This is a genomic window from Leifsonia sp. YAF41 (assembly GCF_052113185.1).
In the GTDB taxonomy this organism is placed as follows: domain Bacteria; phylum Actinomycetota; class Actinomycetes; order Actinomycetales; family Microbacteriaceae; genus Cryobacterium.
The window spans coordinates 1-19472 of the sequence record NZ_JBFRCS010000014.1; the positions used below are offsets into that span (position 1 = coordinate 1).

The 19472-nt window shown below is 64.0% G+C and carries 17 protein-coding genes; 5 read left to right on the forward strand and 12 right to left on the reverse strand.

Annotated elements, in window-relative coordinates; all coding sequences use genetic code 11:
* Nucleotides 1–403 precede the first annotated feature (403 nt).
* Complete coding sequence (locus AB4Y63_RS15935; RefSeq protein ID WP_441792051.1) at nucleotides 404–970, reverse strand: MarR family winged helix-turn-helix transcriptional regulator; 567 nt, start codon at nucleotides 968–970, stop codon at nucleotides 404–406.
* A gap of 9 nt (nucleotides 971–979) precedes the next feature.
* Nucleotides 980–2698, reverse strand: coding sequence for an MDR family MFS transporter (locus AB4Y63_RS15940; RefSeq protein ID WP_441792145.1), 1719 nt, complete (start codon nucleotides 2696–2698; stop codon nucleotides 980–982).
* Nucleotides 2699–2933: 235 nt separating this feature from the next.
* Between AB4Y63_RS15940 and AB4Y63_RS15945 the strand changes: the two genes are divergently transcribed.
* On the forward strand, nucleotides 2934–3725 hold the full coding sequence (locus tag AB4Y63_RS15945; RefSeq protein WP_441792052.1) for a GntR family transcriptional regulator: 792 nt from the start codon (nucleotides 2934–2936) through the stop codon (nucleotides 3723–3725).
* On the opposite strand, the gene AB4Y63_RS15950 is transcribed toward AB4Y63_RS15945, so the two are convergent.
* Genes AB4Y63_RS15950 through AB4Y63_RS15965 form a run of 4 tightly spaced genes read right to left on the reverse strand, consistent with a single transcriptional unit; the run spans nucleotide 3722 to nucleotide 7855 of the window.
* Nucleotides 3722–4960: an MFS transporter gene (locus AB4Y63_RS15950; RefSeq protein ID WP_441792053.1), complete on the reverse strand. Its 1239-nt coding sequence runs from the start codon at nucleotides 4958–4960 to the stop codon at nucleotides 3722–3724. The genes AB4Y63_RS15945 and AB4Y63_RS15950 overlap by 4 nt on opposite strands.
* A 31-nt stretch (nucleotides 4961–4991) precedes the next feature.
* A complete protein-coding gene (locus tag AB4Y63_RS15955; protein ID WP_441792054.1) occupies nucleotides 4992–6095 on the reverse strand; it encodes a BMP family ABC transporter substrate-binding protein in 1104 nt (367 codons plus the stop codon).
* Nucleotides 6096–6108: 13 nt separating this feature from the next.
* Entirely contained in the window at nucleotides 6109–7080 is a 972-nt protein-coding gene (gene add, locus AB4Y63_RS15960) for an adenosine deaminase (protein WP_441792055.1), read from the reverse strand.
* Between the two features lies 1 nt (nucleotide 7081).
* Nucleotides 7082–7855: a nucleoside phosphorylase gene (locus tag AB4Y63_RS15965; RefSeq protein WP_441792056.1), complete on the reverse strand. Its 774-nt coding sequence runs from the start codon at nucleotides 7853–7855 to the stop codon at nucleotides 7082–7084.
* A 530-nt stretch (nucleotides 7856–8385) separates the two neighbouring features.
* Here AB4Y63_RS15965 and rplJ point away from each other — a divergent pair.
* The gene (rplJ, locus tag AB4Y63_RS15970) at nucleotides 8386–8901 is read left to right on the forward strand and encodes a 50S ribosomal protein L10 (protein WP_345067047.1); all 516 of its coding nucleotides are present in this window, start codon (nucleotides 8386–8388) and stop codon (nucleotides 8899–8901) included.
* Nucleotides 8902–8952: 51 nt separating this feature from the next.
* Nucleotides 8953–9336 carry a 50S ribosomal protein L7/L12 gene (gene rplL, locus AB4Y63_RS15975; protein WP_345067050.1) on the forward strand — a complete coding sequence of 128 codons (384 nt, stop codon included), beginning with the start codon at nucleotides 8953–8955 and terminating at the stop codon, nucleotides 9334–9336.
* 65 nt (nucleotides 9337–9401) lie between these two features.
* On the opposite strand, the gene AB4Y63_RS15980 is transcribed toward rplL, so the two are convergent.
* Entirely contained in the window at nucleotides 9402–10067 is a 666-nt protein-coding gene (locus AB4Y63_RS15980) for a GntR family transcriptional regulator (protein WP_441792057.1), read from the reverse strand.
* Nucleotides 10068–10115: 48 nt separating this feature from the next.
* On the opposite strand from AB4Y63_RS15980, the gene AB4Y63_RS15985 reads away from it, so the two are divergent.
* Both AB4Y63_RS15985 and AB4Y63_RS15990 read left to right on the forward strand, forming a co-directional pair.
* Nucleotides 10116–11363, forward strand: a complete 1248-nt coding sequence (locus AB4Y63_RS15985; RefSeq protein ID WP_441792058.1) for an amidohydrolase family protein — start codon at nucleotides 10116–10118, stop codon at nucleotides 11361–11363.
* Nucleotides 11347–12585, forward strand: a complete 1239-nt coding sequence (locus tag AB4Y63_RS15990) for an MFS transporter (RefSeq protein WP_441792059.1) — start codon at nucleotides 11347–11349, stop codon at nucleotides 12583–12585. Before AB4Y63_RS15985 ends, AB4Y63_RS15990 begins: the two co-directional genes overlap by 17 nt.
* Here AB4Y63_RS15990 and AB4Y63_RS15995 read toward each other — a convergent pair.
* From AB4Y63_RS15995 to AB4Y63_RS16015, 5 genes are read right to left on the reverse strand one after another with little or no spacing between them, the layout of a single operon-like run.
* Nucleotides 12574–14256: an ABC transporter ATP-binding protein gene (locus AB4Y63_RS15995; protein ID WP_441792060.1), complete on the reverse strand. Its 1683-nt coding sequence runs from the start codon at nucleotides 14254–14256 to the stop codon at nucleotides 12574–12576. The two genes, AB4Y63_RS15990 and AB4Y63_RS15995, sit on opposite strands and share 12 nt — an antisense overlap.
* Nucleotides 14253–15113: an ABC transporter permease gene (locus tag AB4Y63_RS16000; protein WP_441792061.1), complete on the reverse strand. Its 861-nt coding sequence runs from the start codon at nucleotides 15111–15113 to the stop codon at nucleotides 14253–14255. The genes AB4Y63_RS15995 and AB4Y63_RS16000 overlap by 4 nt, the downstream gene beginning before the upstream one ends.
* Entirely contained in the window at nucleotides 15110–16063 is a 954-nt protein-coding gene (locus AB4Y63_RS16005) for an ABC transporter permease (RefSeq protein ID WP_441792062.1), read from the reverse strand. Before AB4Y63_RS16005 ends, AB4Y63_RS16000 begins: the two co-directional genes overlap by 4 nt.
* A 20-nt stretch (nucleotides 16064–16083) precedes the next feature.
* The gene (locus AB4Y63_RS16010) at nucleotides 16084–17766 is read right to left on the reverse strand and encodes an ABC transporter substrate-binding protein (RefSeq protein WP_441792063.1); all 1683 of its coding nucleotides are present in this window, start codon (nucleotides 17764–17766) and stop codon (nucleotides 16084–16086) included.
* 13 nt (nucleotides 17767–17779) lie between these two features.
* The gene (locus AB4Y63_RS16015) at nucleotides 17780–19369 is read right to left on the reverse strand and encodes an amidohydrolase (RefSeq protein ID WP_441792064.1); all 1590 of its coding nucleotides are present in this window, start codon (nucleotides 19367–19369) and stop codon (nucleotides 17780–17782) included.
* Nucleotides 19370–19472 lie beyond the last annotated feature (103 nt).

Below are 19472 nucleotides of genomic sequence, written 5' to 3' on the forward strand. Positions count from 1 at the left end.
AGTCAGCGCAGCATTAGCGTGGGACATGAGGGTCTCCTGGTTTTAGTGAATGTCTAAGCAACACCACTGTGAACCGGAGACCCTCACCCTTTCGTCAATGACTACAGCGAGTCGTCACACCGAGTCAACCAACGTCCCTGGGCAGTACACCTAGCCAGCCCGCCAACTAACTGGCCAGCCAGCCCGCCAGCCTCTCCGGGTTCGGCGCGGTCTATCCCGGTGGGCGCGCGCTGTACCCGCGCCCACCGGGATACACCGCGCCGAGGCTGTCGACGTTGTCCGAGACATCGCACTCGCCCTCGTTGCCCGAGCCGCGACATCCGTTCGCTGATCCTCAGGGGTTGTCACAAATGGCCCCTTCAATTCGATTGAAGGGGCCATCTCTGACAACTCGCGGCGTGCGCTACGGCGTCGTCAGCCGCTTGAGGTAGCCGGCGAAGGTCAGCAGGTCTTCCTCCGGCCAGGAGTTCATGTGAGTGAAGATCACCAGTTTGTCGCTCTCGCGCGTGGCGGTCAGCCGGGTGATCGCTTCGTCGGTGGCGGCCACATAGCGGGCGCGACCGTCTTCCGGGTCGGGGCGCGTTTCGGCCAAGCCGAGTTCTTGCAGCTGTTTGACCTGGCGGCTGATGATGCTGCGGTCGACGAACATCCGGTCGGCGAGAACGCTGGAGTGCAGCGGCCCCATTTTCACGAGGATGCGCAGCACCTTGAGCCCGAACGGCTGCAGTGCGGGATCGACCGCGAGGGCCGCCGCCCGCACATTCGCCTGAATGAATCCGAAGAGCACGCTCATCTGCTCTTCGACCTCGGCAATGGCCGCGGCGTTGTCCATCCGCCCGGCACTCGGAGCAGCAGTCGATGCACTCAGCCCAGCGCTGGCCGACGTGTTCAGCCCGGCAGCCGCTGCCGCGTCCGCCGCAGCCGAGGGAATCTCCTCGGCCGCGGCATCCGCCTTGGTGTTGTCAGTCATGGTCACAGGTTATCGACTCGAACCGGGTGTGCTCTCTGAAGCCAGCTCGATGACCTCGATCGACCCGGTCGGGTGGGATTCACCGACGGGCGGCAAGGCAACGGATGCCGCGCTCACCTCGATCAGAGCGTCTTCGGCATTCTCGAGCTCACGCTTGCGCTCGGCGGCAGCGCCCTCTGCCGTCTTGATGGAACCGGTCTTGCGGGCGACCGCATCCTTGAGCTGGATCGCAGTCTTCGTGCCGAGCGACGCATTGGGCATGAAGATCACCGCGATCAGCGTGACCAGCGCCAGGGGAGCGCTGACCAGGAACACCGTTCCGACACCAGACCCATACGCACTCTCCACGAGTGAGCGGATGGCGTCGGGAAGCAACGAAACGTGGGGGATCGTTCCGGTGCCCAGGGTCTTGACCGCGGTCATCTGGTCAGCAGGGCTCAGGTGCGGGATGCCGTCCTTGATCTGCTGGGCGACGATGGTGCCGAGCACCGAACCGAGCACCGAGACGCCGATCGTGCCACCGAGGCTGCGGAAGAAGGTCACCGCGCTGGTTGCGACACCGAGGTTCTTGACCTCGATCGAGTTCTGCACGACGAGCACGAGGTTCTGCATGACCATGCCGACGCCGGCGCCGAGAATGAACATGTAGATGCCGACGAGCACGAGGTCGGTGTCGTACTTGAGGGTTCCGAGAAGCACAGAGCCGGCGACGACGAGCACGCTGCCGGAGACCATGATGGCCTTCCACTTGCCGCGACGGCTGACCAGGCTTCCGAAGAAGGTCGACGAGATGAGCAGACCGCCCATCATCGGGATGGTGAGCAGACCCGACTGGGTCGGGGTCGCGCCACGGGCAAGCTGCATGTACTGGCTGAGGAACACCGAGGTGCCGAACATGGCGACACCCACCGAGATGCTCGCGATCACCGAGAGGGTGAACGTGCGGTTCTTGAACATCGTGAGCGGGATGATCGGCTCCGGCACCTTGAACTCGACGATGACGGCGGCGATCAGCAGTACAGCGGCTCCGCCGACCATGGCAAACGACGTTCCGGAAGCCCAGTCGAACTCGTGTCCGGCCATGGTCACCCAGATGAGCAGGAGCGAAACGCCACCGGCGATCAGCACGGCACCGAGGTAGTCGATGTGCACCTTGCGCTTCGGGTGCTTCGGTAGGTGCAGGGTGAGCTGCAGCATGATGATGGCCAGGATGGCGACCGGCAGGGCGATGAAGAAGTTCCAGCGCCAGCCGAAGGCATCGGTCACCACGCCGCCGAGCAGCGGGCCGCCGACGGTTCCGAGGGCCATCACGCCACCGAACAGGCCGGCGTACTTTCCGCGGTCACGCGGGCTGATGATGTCGGCCATGATGATCTGGCTGAGCGCGGCCAGGCCACCGGCGCCGAGGCCTTGCAGCACACGGAACATGATCAGGGTGCCGGTGTCCTGCGAGAATCCGGCGAGGGCCGAGCCGAGCACGAAGATCACCAGGGCGAGCTGGATGAGCAGCTTGCGGTTGAACAGGTCGGCGAACTTGCCCCAGAGCGGGGTGCTGACGGTGGTCGCGAGCAGCGTCGCGGTGATCACCCAGGTGTAGGCGGACTGATCGCCCTTGAGATCGGAGATGATGAGCGGCATCGAGGTGCTGACCACCGTGCCGGCCAGGATCGAGACGAACATGCCGAGAAGGAGCCCGGAAAGGGACTCGAGAACCTGGCGCTTCGACATGTTTGCGTCGATGGGGCGGCCGGCGGGTGGAGAGGTGGGGGGTGAATCGGTGGTGCTCTGCGTGCGTGACATCGGACTCCTGCTACTAATTGACAACAGTCAACTATATAAATCTAGTGGACCGATGTCAACTACTTATCGCCGGGCACGGAGCGCTTCGGCGGTAACTCGGACCGAAGAACTAAGCTCGGCACATGACATCCGCTCGACACCTTTCTGTAGCTCGGCGGGTTTCGTGACCACGACAGACGCCACGCGCTACCTGGAGCAGCCGCTGCTCACGTCGCCCGGCCAGCCGTTGCGGGTTGCCGTCTACGAACGCATCTCCCAGGGCATCCGCTCCGGCCTCCTCGTCTCGGGTGCGCTGCTTCCCCGCGAGACCGAGCTCGGCCTCGCGCTCGGCGTGAGTCGCACAGTCGTGAGAGAAGCGTTGATGCTTCTCGAGGAAGACGGCCTGATCGTCACCAAGCGCGGCGTCGGCAGGTTCGTCGCTGATTCGATTCCGCACGAGGGTCCCGATGAGTTTCAGCCGCTTGAGCAACTACTCGCCGAGCCGGGCACCCTGATCGACGTGCGGGTGATCGAGTTCAGCCTGCAGAAAGTCACGGATTTCGTCGTTGAGCATCTGCATCTGGATGCCGGCGCCGAGTTCTGGTTCCGCGAGTGCGTCGTGAGCCGAGACGGCCAGCCGGTCGCGCTCGTGCAGGAATACCTTCCCGATAATGCGCGGCTGGCCACGTTCAACAGCGCAGTTGCGGCGCAGCTGCAGGATGCCGCGGCCGACCCGGCGACGATCCTCCAGGCGCTCACTGATCGGGTTGGTCCGGTTTTTTCTGCCGGGGCCTGCCGGATCGCGGCGACAATTGCGGGGCCGACCCGAGCGAGCCTGCTCGGAATCAAGGCTCCCGACCCGCTGCTCGTGCTGACCCAAACAGCGGAGCTCGACGGTGCACCCGCCTACGTGGCAAAGTACGCGCTGCCGCCCGCCTTCGGGCACCTCGCGGTGCCGCAGTGGAAGCGGGCCTAAGCCTCCTGCGGCAGGGCGATTTGGGCGAAGCGCCAGTGATACAGCCCCGCCAGCGCCACCAGCCCGACGGCGAGGCCGGCGGTGATCCCGTAGCCGGCCGTGGCGCCGAACGTCTGAGCGACGAACCCGCCGACCGCGGTGGCCAGGGCCTGTCCGACGACGAGGGTGCTCTGCAGCGTCGTGAGCACGGTGGTCGAACGTCCGGCCGGCGCCGCCTCTGTTCCGAGGCTGAACAGCACGACGAGCACCGCGCCGATCCCGCATCCGCTGAGAAACAGGGCAACGAGCGTGGCGAGCAGAGTGTCGGCCAGCAGCAGTGCGAACGCCCCGATCAGGCCGAGGGCGGCGAAGGTGAGCCATCGCGCCGGGAGTGAGAACCGCGGGGGCAGGGCGGCGACAGAGACGGCGACCACGATCGCTCCGGCACTCATCGCGCCGTAGGCGATGCCGGTCTGCTCGCCGAGGCCCCGGGCGGTCATGAATGCGGTCAACGCGGTCAGGATCGAGCCGAAGACGCCCCCGACCAGCAACATGCCCGCCGCCAGGGTGAGGATGCGCGGAGAGAACACCGACCCCGCGGCGGTCTTCTCACTCACGGGGCCCGGGTCACTCGTTCGACCGGAGTGATGCAGCGCGAAGGCGACAACGATTGTGGCGGTGAGGATGGCACCGATGACGAGCGGCGCCCACGGCGCGATGAAGGTGGTCAGAACGCCGACCAGCACCGGGCCGAGAACGAACGACGCCTCGTCCATCACCGATTCGTAGCTCATCACCATCGAGACGGCGCGCCCGCGTTTCACCGTGGATCGCGCCGTTCCGGCGAAGACGACGAGGCGTGAGCGGGAGAACGGTGCGACCTGGGGGGTCGCGCCCCCGGTCACGAAGGCGAGGGCGAGAATCGCGAGGAGCGGGGCCCCGAAGCCGACGAGAACGAGGAACAGCGTGGTGGCGAGGATGCTCACCATGCTGCAGACGAGCAGCACTGCGCGCTGGCTCACCCGGTCGGCGAACGAGCCGACCAGCGGCCCGCAGACCGCCGTTCCGATTCCGGCGCAGGCCGCGGCAAGACCCGCCTCCGCGACCGATCCGCGCACCGTGGTGACGAAGGTCAGGATGCCGACGATCATCATCGCGAACGGCAACCGGCCGATGAAAGCGATCGGAAAGTACTCCCAGCCGGTCAGGCGGGCGAAGGTGGCGATGTCGGTCCGCAGGGGAGCCTGATCGTTCATGGTGTGCTCCCCTGCGGCCGGGTTTTGTCGGTTACTTCGGTGATGACGGCGACGTCACGACGAAGGCGCCGGAAATGATGTCTGCCTGAAGCTGCTTCACTTCATCGAGCAGCTTCGGGTCGAGCTGGGATTCCCAGTCGTGGGTCGGGGCAATGCCGACGCCACCGTTCTCCAAGGTTCCGATGTACGGAGCGTTGTCGAAGTCGCCGGTGGCCGCTGCTGTCGTCACCTCTTCCGACGCCTTGGTCAGGTTCTTGAGCACGGAGGTCAGATAGTACTTCTGAAACTCGGGAGTGGGTGTGCTCACGAATGCATCGGAGTTGACGCCGATCACCGCGCCGGCCGTGCCGCGGTCGATCATTTCTTGAACGGATGCGGTGAAGAGGGTTCCGGCGACAGGCATGAGGATGTCGACGCCCTGGTCGAGCAGGCCGGCGGTGAGGGTCTTGGCCTTCACCTGGTCGTCGAAGCTGCCGACGAACTGGCCGTTCTGCGCGGACTTGTCCCAGCCGACCAGCTTCACTGTCGTGCCGTGCACCGCGTTGTAGCGCTCGATGCCGTCGGCGAAGCCGTCCATGAACACGGTGACGGACGGGAACGGCATGCCGCCGTAAGTTCCGACCGTGCCGGTCTTGGTGGCGCCGGCCGCGAGGTAGCCGGCGAGGGCCGCGCCCTGAGCGGTGTCGAAGAGCACCGGCTTCACGTTGTCGAGCTCGAGCGGGCTGAAGTCGTCGTTGGCGACGGTGCTGTCGATGAGTGCGAAGTTGACGTCGGTGTTCGCCTTCGCTGCTTCGCGGGTCGCCGTGGCAAGTGCGAAGCCGACCGTCACGACAAGATTGCAGCCCTGGCTGATCAGGGCGTCGATGTTTCCGGCGTACTGGTCTTCCGATGTCGACTCCGACGACTTCGGCGTCACTCCGATCTTCTTTGCGGCCGCCTTCACCCCGTCGAGCGTGAGCTCGTTGAAGTCGTTGTCGTTGAACCCGGTCAGATCAGAAACCGCGCAGGGCAGAAAGTCGCTCGTGGCGGCATCCGTCGAGGCGGGTGTGGCGGGGGCTGACGCACATCCGCTCAGCACGAGAGCGGCGAGCGCTCCCATCGAGAGCAAGGAGGTGACTGTTCTGCTTCGTTGCATTGTTGTCTCCATTTCAGGTGGCGCTGCGAGGGAAAAGCGGGTGGTTCGTGGAAAAGTCGGTGAATGCGGCGCCGACGCTGTTCTCGTCGATCGCCGCAAGATCCTCGGCGGTGAAGTTGAGGGCCGTGACGAGGATGTCCCGCTCGTCACGCAGATCGGTCCCGGTTTGCATCGGGTTGTCGTCGCCCAGCACGAGGCGCACGCCGGCGTCCCTGAACCGGCCTGCCGGATGGTCGGCAATCGAGGCTATCGCCCCGGTGTACCAGTTCGAGGTCGGGCAAATCTCGATGACCACTCCCGTCTCGGCGCACCAGCGCAGAACATCCGGGTCATCGACGATGTGCGCCCCATGCCCGATCCGGGTGGCGCCGAGCAGTTCGACGGCGTCGCGCGCCGCGCGGGCGGGCCCCGCCTCGGCCGCATGGCAGGTCAGGCCGAGCCCGGCGGCCCGGGCGATGTCGAAGGCTGGCCGATGGGGCTCGAGCGCCGGAAAGAGCAACTCGTCACCGGCCAGGTCGAAACCGACCACGCCGGTGCCCGCGAATCGAGCTGCCGCCCGCGCTACCGCCTCGTTGGTCTCGGGGAAGTGGTGGCGCAGGGCGGCGACGACCGCGCCGCTCGGCATGCCGGTTGCGAGGCTCCCCTCCCGCATCCCCTCGGTCACCGCGGCGATGACGTCGGTGAGGCCCCGCTCGTCGTCGGCATGGGTGGCCGGGCCGAATCTCAGCTCGAGATAGTCGAGACCGGATGCCGCGCCATCCTCGACGGCCTCCCGCGCAATACGGCGGGCGGCGTCCAGTGAGCGAAAGAAGGGGTAGGTGGAGGCCACCTTGGCGAGGTAGACGGTCAGGTCCGCCGGACCGTCGAGGCGGATGGCGTTCTCCCAGCCGCCGGCCGGGGTGGGCAGTCCGGCCGACGCCGCCAACTCTGCGGCGGTCGCCGGCCGCACCCGCCCCTCGAGGTGGCTGTGCAGGTTGACGAGCATGTTAGAGCTCCAGACGAACAGCAACCTCGAGCGCCGCTTCGATGCTGAGCATCCAGCCGTCTTTGAGCGCGGTGTCGACTCCGGAGTAGAGGCTGGTTCCGTCGTAGAGGTTGCTGGAGGTCGAGCAAATCATGCCGGCACGCACGCCGCGCAACCGGGAGACGACGTAGAGGGCCGCGCTCTCCATCTCGACGTTGAGCACGCCGAGCCGGTTCAGCTCGGCGATCCACTCGGGGGTTTCGGCGTAGAACGCGTCGTCGCTGGCGTTGATGCCGGTGTGCACCGTGGAGTCGCGGCCGGCGACCAGTTCGCGGGCGACCGAGGCGAGTTCGAGCGTGATCGCGAGGTCGGGCACCGCGGGGAATCCGTGGTGGGCGTAGGCCGCCGTGGTTCCGTCGTTGCGCAGGGCGCCCTCGCTGATCAGGAGGTCGCCCGGCTTGACCCCGGGCTGCAGGCCGGCGGAGGAGCCGACCCGGATGAAGGAGGTGACCCCGACGCGGATGAGCTCCTCGACGGCGATCGCGGTCGACGGGCATCCCATGCCGGTCGACGTCGCCGTGATCTTCCGGCCCTTGTACAAGCCGGTCATGGTCAGGTGCTCGCGATTGTGGGCGACGGTCTGCACGTCGGTGAGGAACTCCGCGATGAGCGGCACCCGGAACGGGTCGCCGGGCAGAAGAGCAACGGTGGACACCTCCCCGGGAGCAATTCCGATGTGGAACTGGCGTTCGCCGATGCCTGATGCGCTCTTGTCGACCGGTGAGGGGTTGTTCATTGTCTGCTCCGCAACTCTGGGGATGTGATCGGTACGATGTTATACCTCTCGGACCGGATGCCGCCAGGCCGTGCGCAAATCGTGATCTTTGTGCGGCTATCGCTGCCGTGTGGCCGGGCCAAAATCAGGAGCGGAGTGCGTGTCGCGGTGCGGGTGTCCCGTCATTCCGCGGGCCCGACTCGGCCGACACGCCTCCACTCCTGAATTCGGTACCGGGTAGGGTCGTCACGCTCCGGACGTCGAGGCGCCGGATGTCGAGGTTGAGCTGGTGTGAGCGGGGGCATCCGTCTCGATTTGCGACGGCGAGGCGCATCACGTAGTGTGGGGCAAAGCCAAAGACCGCCGGTTATTGCTGTGCACATGTAAGTGTGTTTCGCAATCGAAGGTTCATTCACATGAACGGCCCGCGCAGGATTCGAAGTTTAGATTCGGTTTCGTGAGAAACTGCCTCCCAGCTCCGGCCCTTGCGCCGGAGCTTTTTTCATGTCTGCACCAGGGGCTACCGGCACATGAATATTAAGAGGAGCACCATGGCGAACAAGGAAGCATCGGTCGCCGAGCTTACGGAGAAATTCCAGAGCTCGACCGCCGTTCTGCTCACCGAGTACCGCGGTCTCACTGTTGCGAAGCTCAAGGAGCTGCGCACGTCCATCAGTGAGGACGCCACGTACGCCGTGGTAAAGAACACGCTGACCAAGATTGCGGCGAACAACGCCGGCATCACGTCGTTTGACGACGAGCTTGTCGGTCCGTCGGCAATCGCATTCGTGCACGGTGACCCTGTCGCCGTTGCGAAGGCCATGCGTGCCTTTGCCAAGGCAAACCCTCTCCTGGTGGTTAAGGGCGGTTACTTCGACGGTAACCCGCTCACCGCAGCAGAGGTAGGCAAGCTCGCCGACCTCGAGTCCCGCGAAGTTCTGCTCGGCAAGCTTGCCGGCGTCTTCAAGGCCTCGCTGTTCGGAGCCGCATATCTCTTCAACGCACCGCTGTCGAAGGCCGTTCGCACGGTCGACGCGCTGCGTGAGAAGCAGGAGTCCGCGAACTAGGCATCAGCCTGGTATCGCGGTGAGTAATTTAAGAAAACTAAGGAGAAAATCATGGCAAAGCTTTCAACTGAAGAGCTGCTCGAGCAGTTCAAGGGCCTGACCCTCATCGAGCTCAGCGAGTTCGTCAAGGCATTCGAGGAGACCTTCGAGGTCACCGCCGCTGCTCCGGTTGCTGTTGCAGCCGCTGGTGGCCCCGCCGCCGCCGCAGAAGAGGTCGAAGAGAAGTCTGACTTCGACGTCATCCTCGAGTCGGTTGGCGACAAGAAGATCCAGGTCATCAAGGTTGTGCGCGAGCTCACCAGCCTGGGCCTCGGCGAAGCCAAGGCAGTCGTCGACGGTGCACCCAAGGCCGTTCTCGAAGGCGCAAGCAAGGAAGCTGCCGAGAAGGCAAAGGCTGCTCTCGAAGAAGCCGGCGCAACCGTTACCCTCAAGTAACTTCGCGTTTCCTTTTCAAGGCGCCACCCCCTCGGGGGTGGCGCCTTGTTCTTGTTTAACGGATGTCAGTCGGCGCGCTCTGTGTCTGCAGCGAGGCTCCGGTGACTCTCGAATGCGCGGCGGCTGGTGTCGAGGTGGGTGAGCGCGAGCGCGGCGGCTGCCTCCTCGTCGTGTGCCGCGATCGCGGCGTAAAGCTGAGCGTGCTCCAGATGCATCTCGGTCGGCTGGTCGTGCTGGCCGAGTAGCCAGCGCATCCGCCCACTCAGCGTGCGCCACAGTTCGGCGAGCAAGGAATTGCCGGAGACCTCGATGACGAGTTCGTGAAATGAGGCCGACGCCGCACGGGAGTCATGTGGGTCGCCCAACGCTGCCGAATCCGACTCGGCCGAGAGCACGAGCGCGAGTCGGGCGAGGTCGTGCGGGCTCGCGGTGCGCGCCGCCAACCGGAACGCGAGTGAGTCAAACGCGGCGCGTACCTGGAAGAGTTCCTCGATGTCGCGCTCGTTGAATCGCCGCACCGTCATCCAACTGTTCGGCCGCGGGAGAACGAGGCCCTCGGCGACCAGTGCGCGAAGTGCCTCGCGCACGGGGACTCGGCTGACGTCAAGTGATGTCGCGATCTCGCGCTCGACGAGCCTCGCGTCCGGCTCCCGCTCGCCGTCGATTATCTGTTCGCGCAGGATTCGGGTGACGCGTGCCGTTTCCCCCTCGCTGTGCGGCGTGGTAGTCATCCCGTCAGTTTACTGAGCGAGGGAATCAATTTGGTATACCATTCGAGGATGCTGATTCGTAATGTTCGCCCCTGGGGCGCCGCCGCCGTCGATCTGCTCATCGAGGGCGGACGCATCGCCGCCATCACGCCGCATCTCGCCGACTCCACTGCGCCGGTTCTGCAGGGCATGCCTGGTGGTCCGGATGCCGGTCGCGAGGTGGTCGACGGACGGGGGCGTCTCGTCGTGCCTGCGTTCAGCGACGTACACGTGCACCTCGACTCCAGCCGCATCGGCCTGCCCTTCCGGCCGCACACCGGTGCGCCGGGCGTCTGGGGGATGATGCTCAACGATCGCAACAACTGGCGCACGGCCGAGATCGGACTGCCGGAGCGCACCGCCGGAACCCTCGAACAGATGATTGCGCGGGGCACAACCCGGGTGCGCTCGTACGCCCAGGTCGACGTCGACTGCAAGCTCGAGAAGTTCGACGCGGTGATGGCGGCGAAGCAGAAGTTCTCCGCGCACGCCGACGTGCAGATCATGACGTTTCCGCAGGCCGGCATCCTGCGTGAAGAAGGAACAATCGAGTTGCTCGAAGAGTCACTCAAGCAGGGTGCCGATGTGATGGGCGGCATCGACCCGAGCCAGCTCGACCGCGACCCGGCCAAACACCTCGACATCGTCTTCGGTCTCGCCGAGAAGTACCAGGTTGAGATCGACATCCACCTGCACGAACCCGGCGAACTCGGCGTGTTCAGCACCGAACTCGTGCTCGAACGCACGCGCGCACTCGGGATGCAGGGCAAGGTGACCCTGTCGCATGCCTATGAACTCGGCTCGGTCTCCGAGGCCGTGAGTCGTCGGCTGATTGAACAGTTCGCCGAGCTCGACGTGTCGATGGCGACGGTTGCCCCGTCGGCGAGCAACCAACTCTCGTTGGTCGAGCTGACCGAGGCCGGAGTGCGCGTCGGGCTCGGCGAAGACGGCCAACGCGACTATTGGAGCCCCTACGGCAACTGCGACATGCTCGACCGCACCTGGCAGCTGGCGTTCACGAACAATTTTCGGCGGGACGAACTCATCGAGCACGCGCTGGCGGTGGCGACGATGGGCGGTGCGAGCATCATGAGTCACGAGGTGCCCCGGTTGCGTGGTGTTCTCGACCGGCCGGGTGTTGCCGTCGGAGACCGTGCCGATCTGCTCATCGTCGATGGAGAAACCGTCGCCAGCACAGTCATGGATCGCGGCAGTGACCGCACGGTTCTGCACGACGGCCGGGTCGTCGCCGAGGGGCTCAGTGTTCTCGACTCCTGAGCGGCACGCTGTCCGGCAGCGCTCCGCCCGCGCTCTCGGTCTCACGGCAGCGCTTCTCGTCGGCCTCAACCTGCGACCCGCCGTCACGACAGTCGCGGCGACCCTCGAGGAGGCGCGCCTCGCGCTTGAGCTGAGCGCCGTTGAGACGACGGTGCTGGCCACTTTGCCGGTCATCGCCTTCGGCCTCAGCGCTCCGCTCGGGCCCTGGCTGGCCCGCCGGTACGGCGTCGGGGCCGTGCTGCTGTGGTCGATGTGGGCACTCGCTGCCGGCTTGCTGATCAGGGTTCTCTGGCCCGCGCTTCTGTTGCCGGGAACCTTCCTGGTGGGGGCCGCGATCATGGCGGCGGGAACTCTGCTGCCGCAGTTCTTGAAGTCGCTCGACGCGTCGGGGCTGTGGGTGGGGCTCAGCAGCATGAGCTTCGGCGTCGGGGCGGCACTCGGGGCATCGCTCGTCTCTCCGATCTATGCGGCATCCGGCCAGCGCATCGATGTTGCCTGGGGGGTGTGGGCGTTGCCCGCCCTCGTCGCCGGCATCCCGCTGCTCGTCGGGGTGATTCGGATGCGCAGCGAGGGCGGCGCCCCGCCGCCGCAGCGCCCAGCGCTCGACTTCGCTCCGCGCGCAACGCGCACCATGGCGCTGCTGACGCTCGTGTTCGGGTTGCAGGCGCTGCTCTACTTCGCGATGACCGCCTGGATGCCATTGCTGTTGCTCGACCGCGGGCACGACTCGGCCCAGACCGGTTGGTTGCTCGCCTGGTTCAGCATCGCCGGCTTCGTGCCGACCCTGATCACCCCGATTCTGGCCCGGCGCCGTGCGGTGCTGGTTTGGGTCGGGCCGGGTCTCGGGATCGCCATCGCAGTAGGGATGTTGGCGCTGTACTTCTCGTCGAACGAGCAGGTCTTCTGGGTTGTCGGCGGCCTCGGCGCCGTGCAAAGCGCCGCCTTCGGGCTGTCGATCAGCCTGATCGTCACGATGTCGGCGAATCCGAGCACAGCCGGAGTCGTCTCCGCGGTCGGGCAGGGTGTCGGCTACGCCTTTGCGGGCGTTGGCTCCCTCGGCATCGGGCTCCTACACACTCTGACGGGCGGCTGGATGCTGAGCTTTGCGGTGATGGCTGTGCTGGGACTCGTGCTCAGTGTGGTGGTGGCAGCGGCCATCCGTCGCCCGGTCGTCGATGTGGCAGTCAAGCCCGCCCTGAGCCAACTCCAGTCAGATCGCTGAAATCTGCTCAGCACCGGTCGAACTGCCTGACGTGTCGGGGAGATTCCAGCTCGGCTGCGGGATCGAATCGAGCAGCAAACGCGTATAGGGGTGTTGTGGGTTTCGAAGCAGGCGTTCCGTGTCACCTGATTCGACGACGACCCCATGACGCATCACGATGGCGTTCTCACAGACTCGACGAACGACGGCGAGGTCGTGGCTGATGAAAACCAGCGTCAGCCCTCGTTCGGCTCGAATGTCATCGATGACGTCGAGAACCTGAGCCTGGACGGAGACATCGAGCGCGCTTGTTGCTTCATCGAGGATAAGGATGCCGGGGGCCGCGGCCAAAGCACGCGCGATCGCAACTCGCTGTCGTTGCCCTCCCGAGAGAGTGCGGGGCTTGGCTTGCGCATGTTTCTCGGTCAGCCCGACCTGATCGAGAAGTTCAATGACGCGTGCCCGGGCGTCATCGTTGCGAAGCGGACTGAGCAGTCGGAGCGCATCCTCGATTGCAGCACCCGCCGTGATGCGCGGATCCAACGACAGATAGGGGTCTTGGAAGACGATCTGAACAGCTTGAGCGCGTTCCCGTCGTTCGCTGCGGCCTCGCGGCCGGGTGGAACGTGAGACGCCATCGACGAGGATGCCGCCGGTGTCAGGCTTCTCCAAGCCGACAAGCATCCGTGCGACCGTCGACTTTCCTGATCCAGATTCTCCAACCAATGCCAGAGCTGTGCCGGGGGCGACCGAGAAAGAAACGTTGTCGACTGCACGAAGTGTTGTTCGGCCTCTGATCGAGTAGGTCTTGCTGAGCCCCTGAACGTCGAGGGCCGGAGTCGAGCTCTCGCGGCTGGTCGCCGGAGCGTGAGGTTTCTCGTCGACGAGAGTGGAATTCGGTTCATCGTCAGAGAACGTGATGCTCGGCGTGGCCGCAATCAGGCGTTTCGTGTAGTCCGCGTGTGGGCTGGTGAACACAGAGAGCGCACTGCCGTGCTCGACGATTCGCCCGGAGTGGATGACGTAGACCCGATCGCACAACACCGACGCGAGATTGAGATCATGGGTGATGAAGAGCATCCCCATAGTGCGGGTCATCTGTTGGTGCTTCAGCACCTCCACGATTTCGGCTTGGGTGGTGACATCGAGAGCCGATGTGGGTTCGTCGCACACCAGAAGGCGCGGCGAAGTGGAGAGCGCACCCGCGATCATGACCCGTTGAAGCATTCCTCCCGAGAGCTCATGCGGAAACTGGGAGAGGTGCGACTCTGCCCGAGGGAGTCCGACTGACCGCAAAAGCTCAAGCGCACGGGTGTCTGCTCTGTCTTGTGACCAGCCGTGGTTGAGTCGAAGTGACTCGGTGAGGAAATCTCCAATGCGACGCATTGGGTTGATGCCGGATCTGGGGTCCTGGAAAACCATTGAGACGGTTTCGCGCCGCCGTGCGAGAGCCTCAGCCGGAGCGCAGGTGATCATGTCGGTTCCGTCAAGAAGCACTGACCCGCTGGTGCGGGAACGTGCGGGGAGCAGACCGAGCGCCGTGCGGGCGGTCAGAGACTTGCCCGAACCTGATTCGCCCACCAGCCCCACGGTCTCACCCGGTTCGACGCTGAGCGTGATGCCGTCGAGGAGACGGAGAGAACGTCCGGATGGGAGATCGAGTGTGAGATTCGAGATGTCGAGCAAACTCATGACGAAAGCCTCCCGCCGATTCGGTCGGAGAATTCTTCTCCAATGACGTTGACGGCCACGACGACGAGAACCACAGCGAGCGATGGAATGAGCGCCGGCAATGCTTGGCCACTCAGCAATGCGCCTCTGCTTTCGTTGATCATCGAACCCCAATCTGCGGTCGGCGCCTGCACGCCGAGTCCCAGAAAGGAGAGCGCGGCAAGATCTGCGAGCACATATCCAAAGCTCAAGGTCGACTGTGCGCCAACCGTGGGCATCACATTGGGCAGTACCCGCCGAACGGCAATCCAGGCCGGAGAGAACCCTTGAACGCGGTAGGCCGCCACATACGGACGAGTGCGTTCCGAGACGATGAGCGTGCGTACGAGACGCGCGACAAATGGCGTGTAAGCAATGACCATTGCCGCGACGGGGGCTGTGAGACCCTTTCCGAAGAGTGCTACAGCGAGGATGGCAAGCAGCAGCGCAGGGAAGGCGAAAAGGAGATCAAAAACGCGCCCCAGCAACGCATCGATCCACCCGCCGAACCAGCCGGCAAGGAGCCCGAGGACAATGCCAAAAACCGTGGACACAGTAACGACAAGGAGTGGCCCCAGAAGTGATGTTCGAGCTCCGAAAAGCATGCGGCTGAAAGTATCCCGACCAGCGGCGTCTGTCCCTAACCAGTGAGCGGTGGTCGGCCCGGACAGCACATTGTTGAGGTCGACGAAATCAGGATCGTACGGTGCGATGAGAGGTGCGAGAACGGCGAGAGCAACCAGGGTGCCGAGCACGACGACGCTGGTTGCAAAGAGAGCATTGCCGGCAGTCAACCGGAAGGAGCGGAGCCCGGAGTGGGCGGTGAGGGGAACGGTCATCGGGCTGATGCACCTGCCTTAGTGCGGGGGTCGAGTGCGCCGATAAGAAGATCAACGCCGGTGTTGACGACCACGAAAATCACGACGATGAGAAGCACGATTGCCTGCACAACCGGGAAGTCGAGCCGGTCGACAGCCTGTACGAGAAGGGAACCGATTCCTGAAAGCCCAAAAGCCGCCTCGATGATCGAGCTCGCAACCAGAAGGCCGGCAACGAGCACGCCACTCACCGTGAGGATCGGCCCGAGAGCGTTTCGGAGAACGTGGCGTCGGATGACGCGGGGTCGCGAGAGACCGCGGCTTGTGGCGACTTCGACATGCTCTCGATCCAGCTGTTCGAGCATCGACGAGCGAGTGACCCTGGCGACGAGCGCGACGAACACAAGAGCGAGCGCCAAAGCCGGAAGGACCAGGTGATAGAGCGAATCCACGAAGCCCTTTCCATCGCCGAACGAGGGGAACCAGCCAAGCTGCACGGCGAAGACGGTGATCAGCACGATGGCACCGACGAACGAGGGGATGGCAGCGAGAGAAGTGAGGAACACAAGCACGACTTTGTCTGCCACTCTCCCTTGGTTGAGAGCCGCGATGATCCCTGCTGCAAGTCCGACGATTGCGATGAAAAGCCCGGCGAGAACTACGAGTCCGAGCGTCGTCGGTGCTCGCGACGCGAGCACAGAACTGACATCCTCTCGATACTGAAAAGACCGACCAAAATCGCCGTGGAGCACGTTGATCAACCAGTCGAAGTACTGAATGACAACGGGTTTATCGAGTCCGTACTGCGCGGTCACCGCCGCGATGGCTTCCGGGCTCGGGGTCCGGCCCCGGAAGAGGAATCCGAGCGGGTCGCCCGGAACAAGGTACATCGAGAAGAAGACCAGGACGGATGCGACGAAAACCGTCAGTACCAGCGTTCCGAGTTTTCTCAGAATGAAAAGAATGGACATCAAATCACCGGCGCCGTTGACTACTTGCCGCCGATTGTGGCGGCCCACGGATAGTAGAGGTAGTTGACCGACGGCGCGACCCCGGTGATCCGAGAGCTCAGCCACAGTGTCGTCGGCGAAGTGAACAAGGGCAGCCAGGGCAGCTCTTCATTGACGATGTGCTGTGCTTTGGCGGACTCTACTGCTCGCTCGGCAGGGTCTGCGACGCTAATTGCGTGCGTGACGATGTCGTCAAACTCGGGATTCGACCATCCGCCATAGTTGCTGTAGTCGTCAGTTTGCAGGATAGAGAACATTTCAAGTGGATCAGCCTTTGACAGGTTCCAGAACACCAGGAACATGTCGATTCCCTTGCGGGCATCCGCATCGGTGAACAACGTCGAGTATTTGTCGTTCGAGAGCGTATTGATCGTCGGTTTGAGGCCGATCGACGTTGCAGCGGCAGCAACTGCCTGTGCGATCACTGTCTCGCCGGCAGAAACCGAAGCGGTCGCGATCACGATCTCTTTGCCGGTCGCTCCCGCGTCGGTGACAAGCTTCTTCGCGGCTGTGAGATCGAGGGGATAGGGGTTCAACCCGTCGAACGCTTGATCGGTCGCTGTTTGACCGGATCCGCTCCAGACTGAGCGGTTGGTGAGCGCGGTCGTTGGCGTCGCATAGCCGTGTTCGGCCGCGGCGACCAGGCCATTGCGGTCGATCGCCATCATCATCGCTTTGCGCACACGAACGTCGCCGAGCGGCCCGGTCAGGTCGCTGACGACTTCACTGGTCACCGACGAGTTGACGCCGAAATAGAACTTTCCAGTTTTCGACGCTGCGAGTGACTCGACCGCATTGGTCGGGACCATCCAGCCGCCGTCAACTTCGCCGGAGTTGAATGCGTTGATGCGCGCGTTGGGGTCTGAGAGGAAGACGAACTCGACGTGCGCTGATTTCGCGAGGAGGTCTTTATCCCAATAGGCGTCATATCGGTCAAGGGTGATGCTCGACCCCGAATCCCATTTTGCGAACGAGAAGGGGCCGGTGCAATTGACACCCGTTTTCGCATTTCCGTAGTCGGCGCCGTCGGCGGCGAGAGTCGCGGCCGACTCCACTGTGCCGGGACCGGACGCCATGGCGAGATTGAACTGTGAGTCGTGCACGCTCGTCGTCACCGTGACCTGCAGGTCACCGGTTTGCTCGATCGACAGCACATTCTTGAACGTGCCAGACCAGGGCGAGCCGACTTCGGGGTCGAGATGCCGGTTGAGTGATGCCACGACATCGGCGGCAGTCAGAGGGGAGCCGTCGTGGAAGGTCACTCCCGGCCGGATCGTGTACACCCACGTCGTCGGTGTGGGGTTCTCCCATTTTTCGGCGAGCCCGGGTGAAACACTGAGGTCGGCGTTCCAGCGAAGAAGCGACTCGCACACGTTGCTGAGCACCTGATTGTCGGGGTAGTCAAAGGCGCGGGCGTAGTCAAGGGTTGACGGTTCGGCGTAGATCGACCAGGTGAAGGAATCGATCTGTGTGGTTGCCGCTGGCGTGGCCGCGGTCAGCTCAAAATCTACGGCCTTGGGCGGAGGCGTCGTGGCAGGAGTACATGCTGCAAATGTCAGGGTGGTCACCACGGCCACGGTCAGGACTGCAGTGGCGCGGGGGATACGACGCCGGTGGGAGCGGATCTTTCGATGAGTGGGGAGCTGCTGCTGTGTGAGTGACATGAGTTCTCCTTGACTAGTGGGTCCGGGCGCTGGCTGCGGCATAAACCTGTTCGCCTCGCACCCAGGTTGATTGGACCGTCGTGGTGTGGATGTCGGTCGGCGCGAGTTCGAAAGGGTTCGGGTGAAGCACGACCAGGTTGGCTAGGTAGCCGGCGGCGAGGGCGCCGGTGTCGTGGTCGCGGTGGTTCGCGTAGGCGCTTCCTGCCGTGTAGGCGGTGAGTGCGGTGGCGAGGTCGAGTTTCTGGACGTCCCCTCCCAACGGTTCCTGTGGGCCATGCGGGGAAGCCCGGTTCACCGCGATATGGATTGCCGCGATCGGGTCTGCGCTCGATACCGGCCAGTCGCTTCCTGCGACGAGTCGAGTGCCCAGGGTGTGAAGTTCGCCGAAGGGGAAGGTGCGCGATTCTGCATCAGAGGGCATGAACGGCAAGGCAAGATCATCCATCTGAGGCTCGTGGCACGCCCACAGCATCTGCATGTTTGCAGCGACATCGAGTTCAGCGAACCGGTGCATATCGGCATCTGCGACGAGTTGGAGGTGCGCGAGATGGTGACGATTCGCGCTCGGGCCGTTGGCCTCGCGAGCAGCTTCCACCGCGTCGAGAGTCTCCTGCACGGCGCGGTCTCCGAGCGCGTGAAAGTGCACCTGGAATCCGGCCGCGTCGAGCGCGGTGACGTAGGTCTTGAGGAGCTCGGGGTCCATGTAGGAGAAACCCGAGTTGTCGGTGCGGTGTCCGTGTTCGTCTAGGTAGGGCGCATTCATCGCCGCGGTGAAATTCTCGGCAACCCCGTCAACCATGATCTTGATCGTGTTGACGACAAACTGCGCATTGGGCGATTCGTCTGCAACTTGTGCGCGGAGTTCGATGAACGCCTGCACCTGCTCGATGCCTTGGCTCTTCTCCCACCACTGCGCTCCAACCACCTGCATGCGGAGCGTTCCTTCCTCGACCGCGCGTCGGTAGCTCTCGACGGTGTCAGGCGAGCCGAACAGCTCTCCAATATGGGCGTCCTGCCACCCGGTCACCCCGAGGCGAAACATTTCTTCTTGGGCGCGAAGTAGGCCTGCATAAGCAAGCTCCGCGCTAATCGGCGGACGAGCCTCCTCGAACAGGTCCATTGCATACTCGTGAACGGTGCCGGCCGGGTAGCCGTCGCTTTCCCGCTCGAGACGGCCGCCATCGGGATCGGGCGTGGTTGCGTCAATGCCCGCGAGCTCAAACGCACGGGTATTTGCCCACATGCCGTGGTGGTCGCGATTGGTCAGGAGTACCGGGCGGTCGGGCACGATCACGTCGAGGGCTTGGCGAGTGGGGGTGCCTCCCGGGAATTGATCCATCGACCAGCCAGCGCCGAGAATCCATTCGACATCGGGATGCGATGCGGCATACGCGGCTACCCTTCCGAGGGATTCCTCGGCTGTTTCAGTATTTGTCAGATCGCACTGGAGCAATTCGATGCCGGCACTGACCGGGTGGTTGTGGGCATCCTGAAAGCTGGGGATCACGAGTGCACCGTCAAGGTTGACGACCTCTGTGTTCTCGTCGGCGAGAGCGAGGATTTCGATATCTGAGCCAATTGCACTGATGCGCTCGCCGGTCACAGCGACCGCCTGGCGTTCAGGAAATTCTGATCGGGCAGTGAAGACCCATCCATCTACAAAAATCACATCTGCTGGTCGTGTCACTTGGACTCCTCGGGTTAGC

Bases quoted from the DNA above. Each gene is read 5' to 3' on its own strand.
- AB4Y63_RS15935 (WP_441792051.1), bottom strand. From the start codon at position 970: ATGACTGACAACACCAAGGCGGATGCCGCGGCCGAGGAGATTCCCTCG.
- AB4Y63_RS15940 (WP_441792145.1), bottom strand. From the start codon at position 2,698: ATGTCGAAGCGCCAGGTTCTCGAGTCCCTTTCCGGGCTCCTTCTCGGC.
- AB4Y63_RS15950 (WP_441792053.1), bottom strand. From the start codon at position 4,960: ATGAACGATCAGGCTCCCCTGCGGACCGACATCGCCACCTTCGCCCGC.
- AB4Y63_RS15955 (WP_441792054.1), bottom strand. From the start codon at position 6,095: ATGCAACGAAGCAGAACAGTCACCTCCTTGCTCTCGATGGGAGCGCTC.
- add (WP_441792055.1), bottom strand. From the start codon at position 7,080: ATGCTCGTCAACCTGCACAGCCACCTCGAGGGGCGGGTGCGGCCGGCG.
- AB4Y63_RS15965 (WP_441792056.1), bottom strand. From the start codon at position 7,855: ATGAACAACCCCTCACCGGTCGACAAGAGCGCATCAGGCATCGGCGAA.
- rplJ (WP_345067047.1), top strand. From the start codon at position 8,386: ATGGCGAACAAGGAAGCATCGGTCGCCGAGCTTACGGAGAAATTCCAG.
- rplL (WP_345067050.1), top strand. From the start codon at position 8,953: ATGGCAAAGCTTTCAACTGAAGAGCTGCTCGAGCAGTTCAAGGGCCTG.
- AB4Y63_RS15980 (WP_441792057.1), bottom strand. From the start codon at position 10,067: ATGACTACCACGCCGCACAGCGAGGGGGAAACGGCACGCGTCACCCGA.
- AB4Y63_RS15985 (WP_441792058.1), top strand. From the start codon at position 10,116: ATGCTGATTCGTAATGTTCGCCCCTGGGGCGCCGCCGCCGTCGATCTG.
- AB4Y63_RS15995 (WP_441792060.1), bottom strand. From the start codon at position 14,256: ATGAGTTTGCTCGACATCTCGAATCTCACACTCGATCTCCCATCCGGA.
- AB4Y63_RS16000 (WP_441792061.1), bottom strand. From the start codon at position 15,113: ATGACCGTTCCCCTCACCGCCCACTCCGGGCTCCGCTCCTTCCGGTTG.
- AB4Y63_RS16005 (WP_441792062.1), bottom strand. From the start codon at position 16,063: ATGTCCATTCTTTTCATTCTGAGAAAACTCGGAACGCTGGTACTGACG.
- AB4Y63_RS16010 (WP_441792063.1), bottom strand. From the start codon at position 17,766: ATGTCACTCACACAGCAGCAGCTCCCCACTCATCGAAAGATCCGCTCC.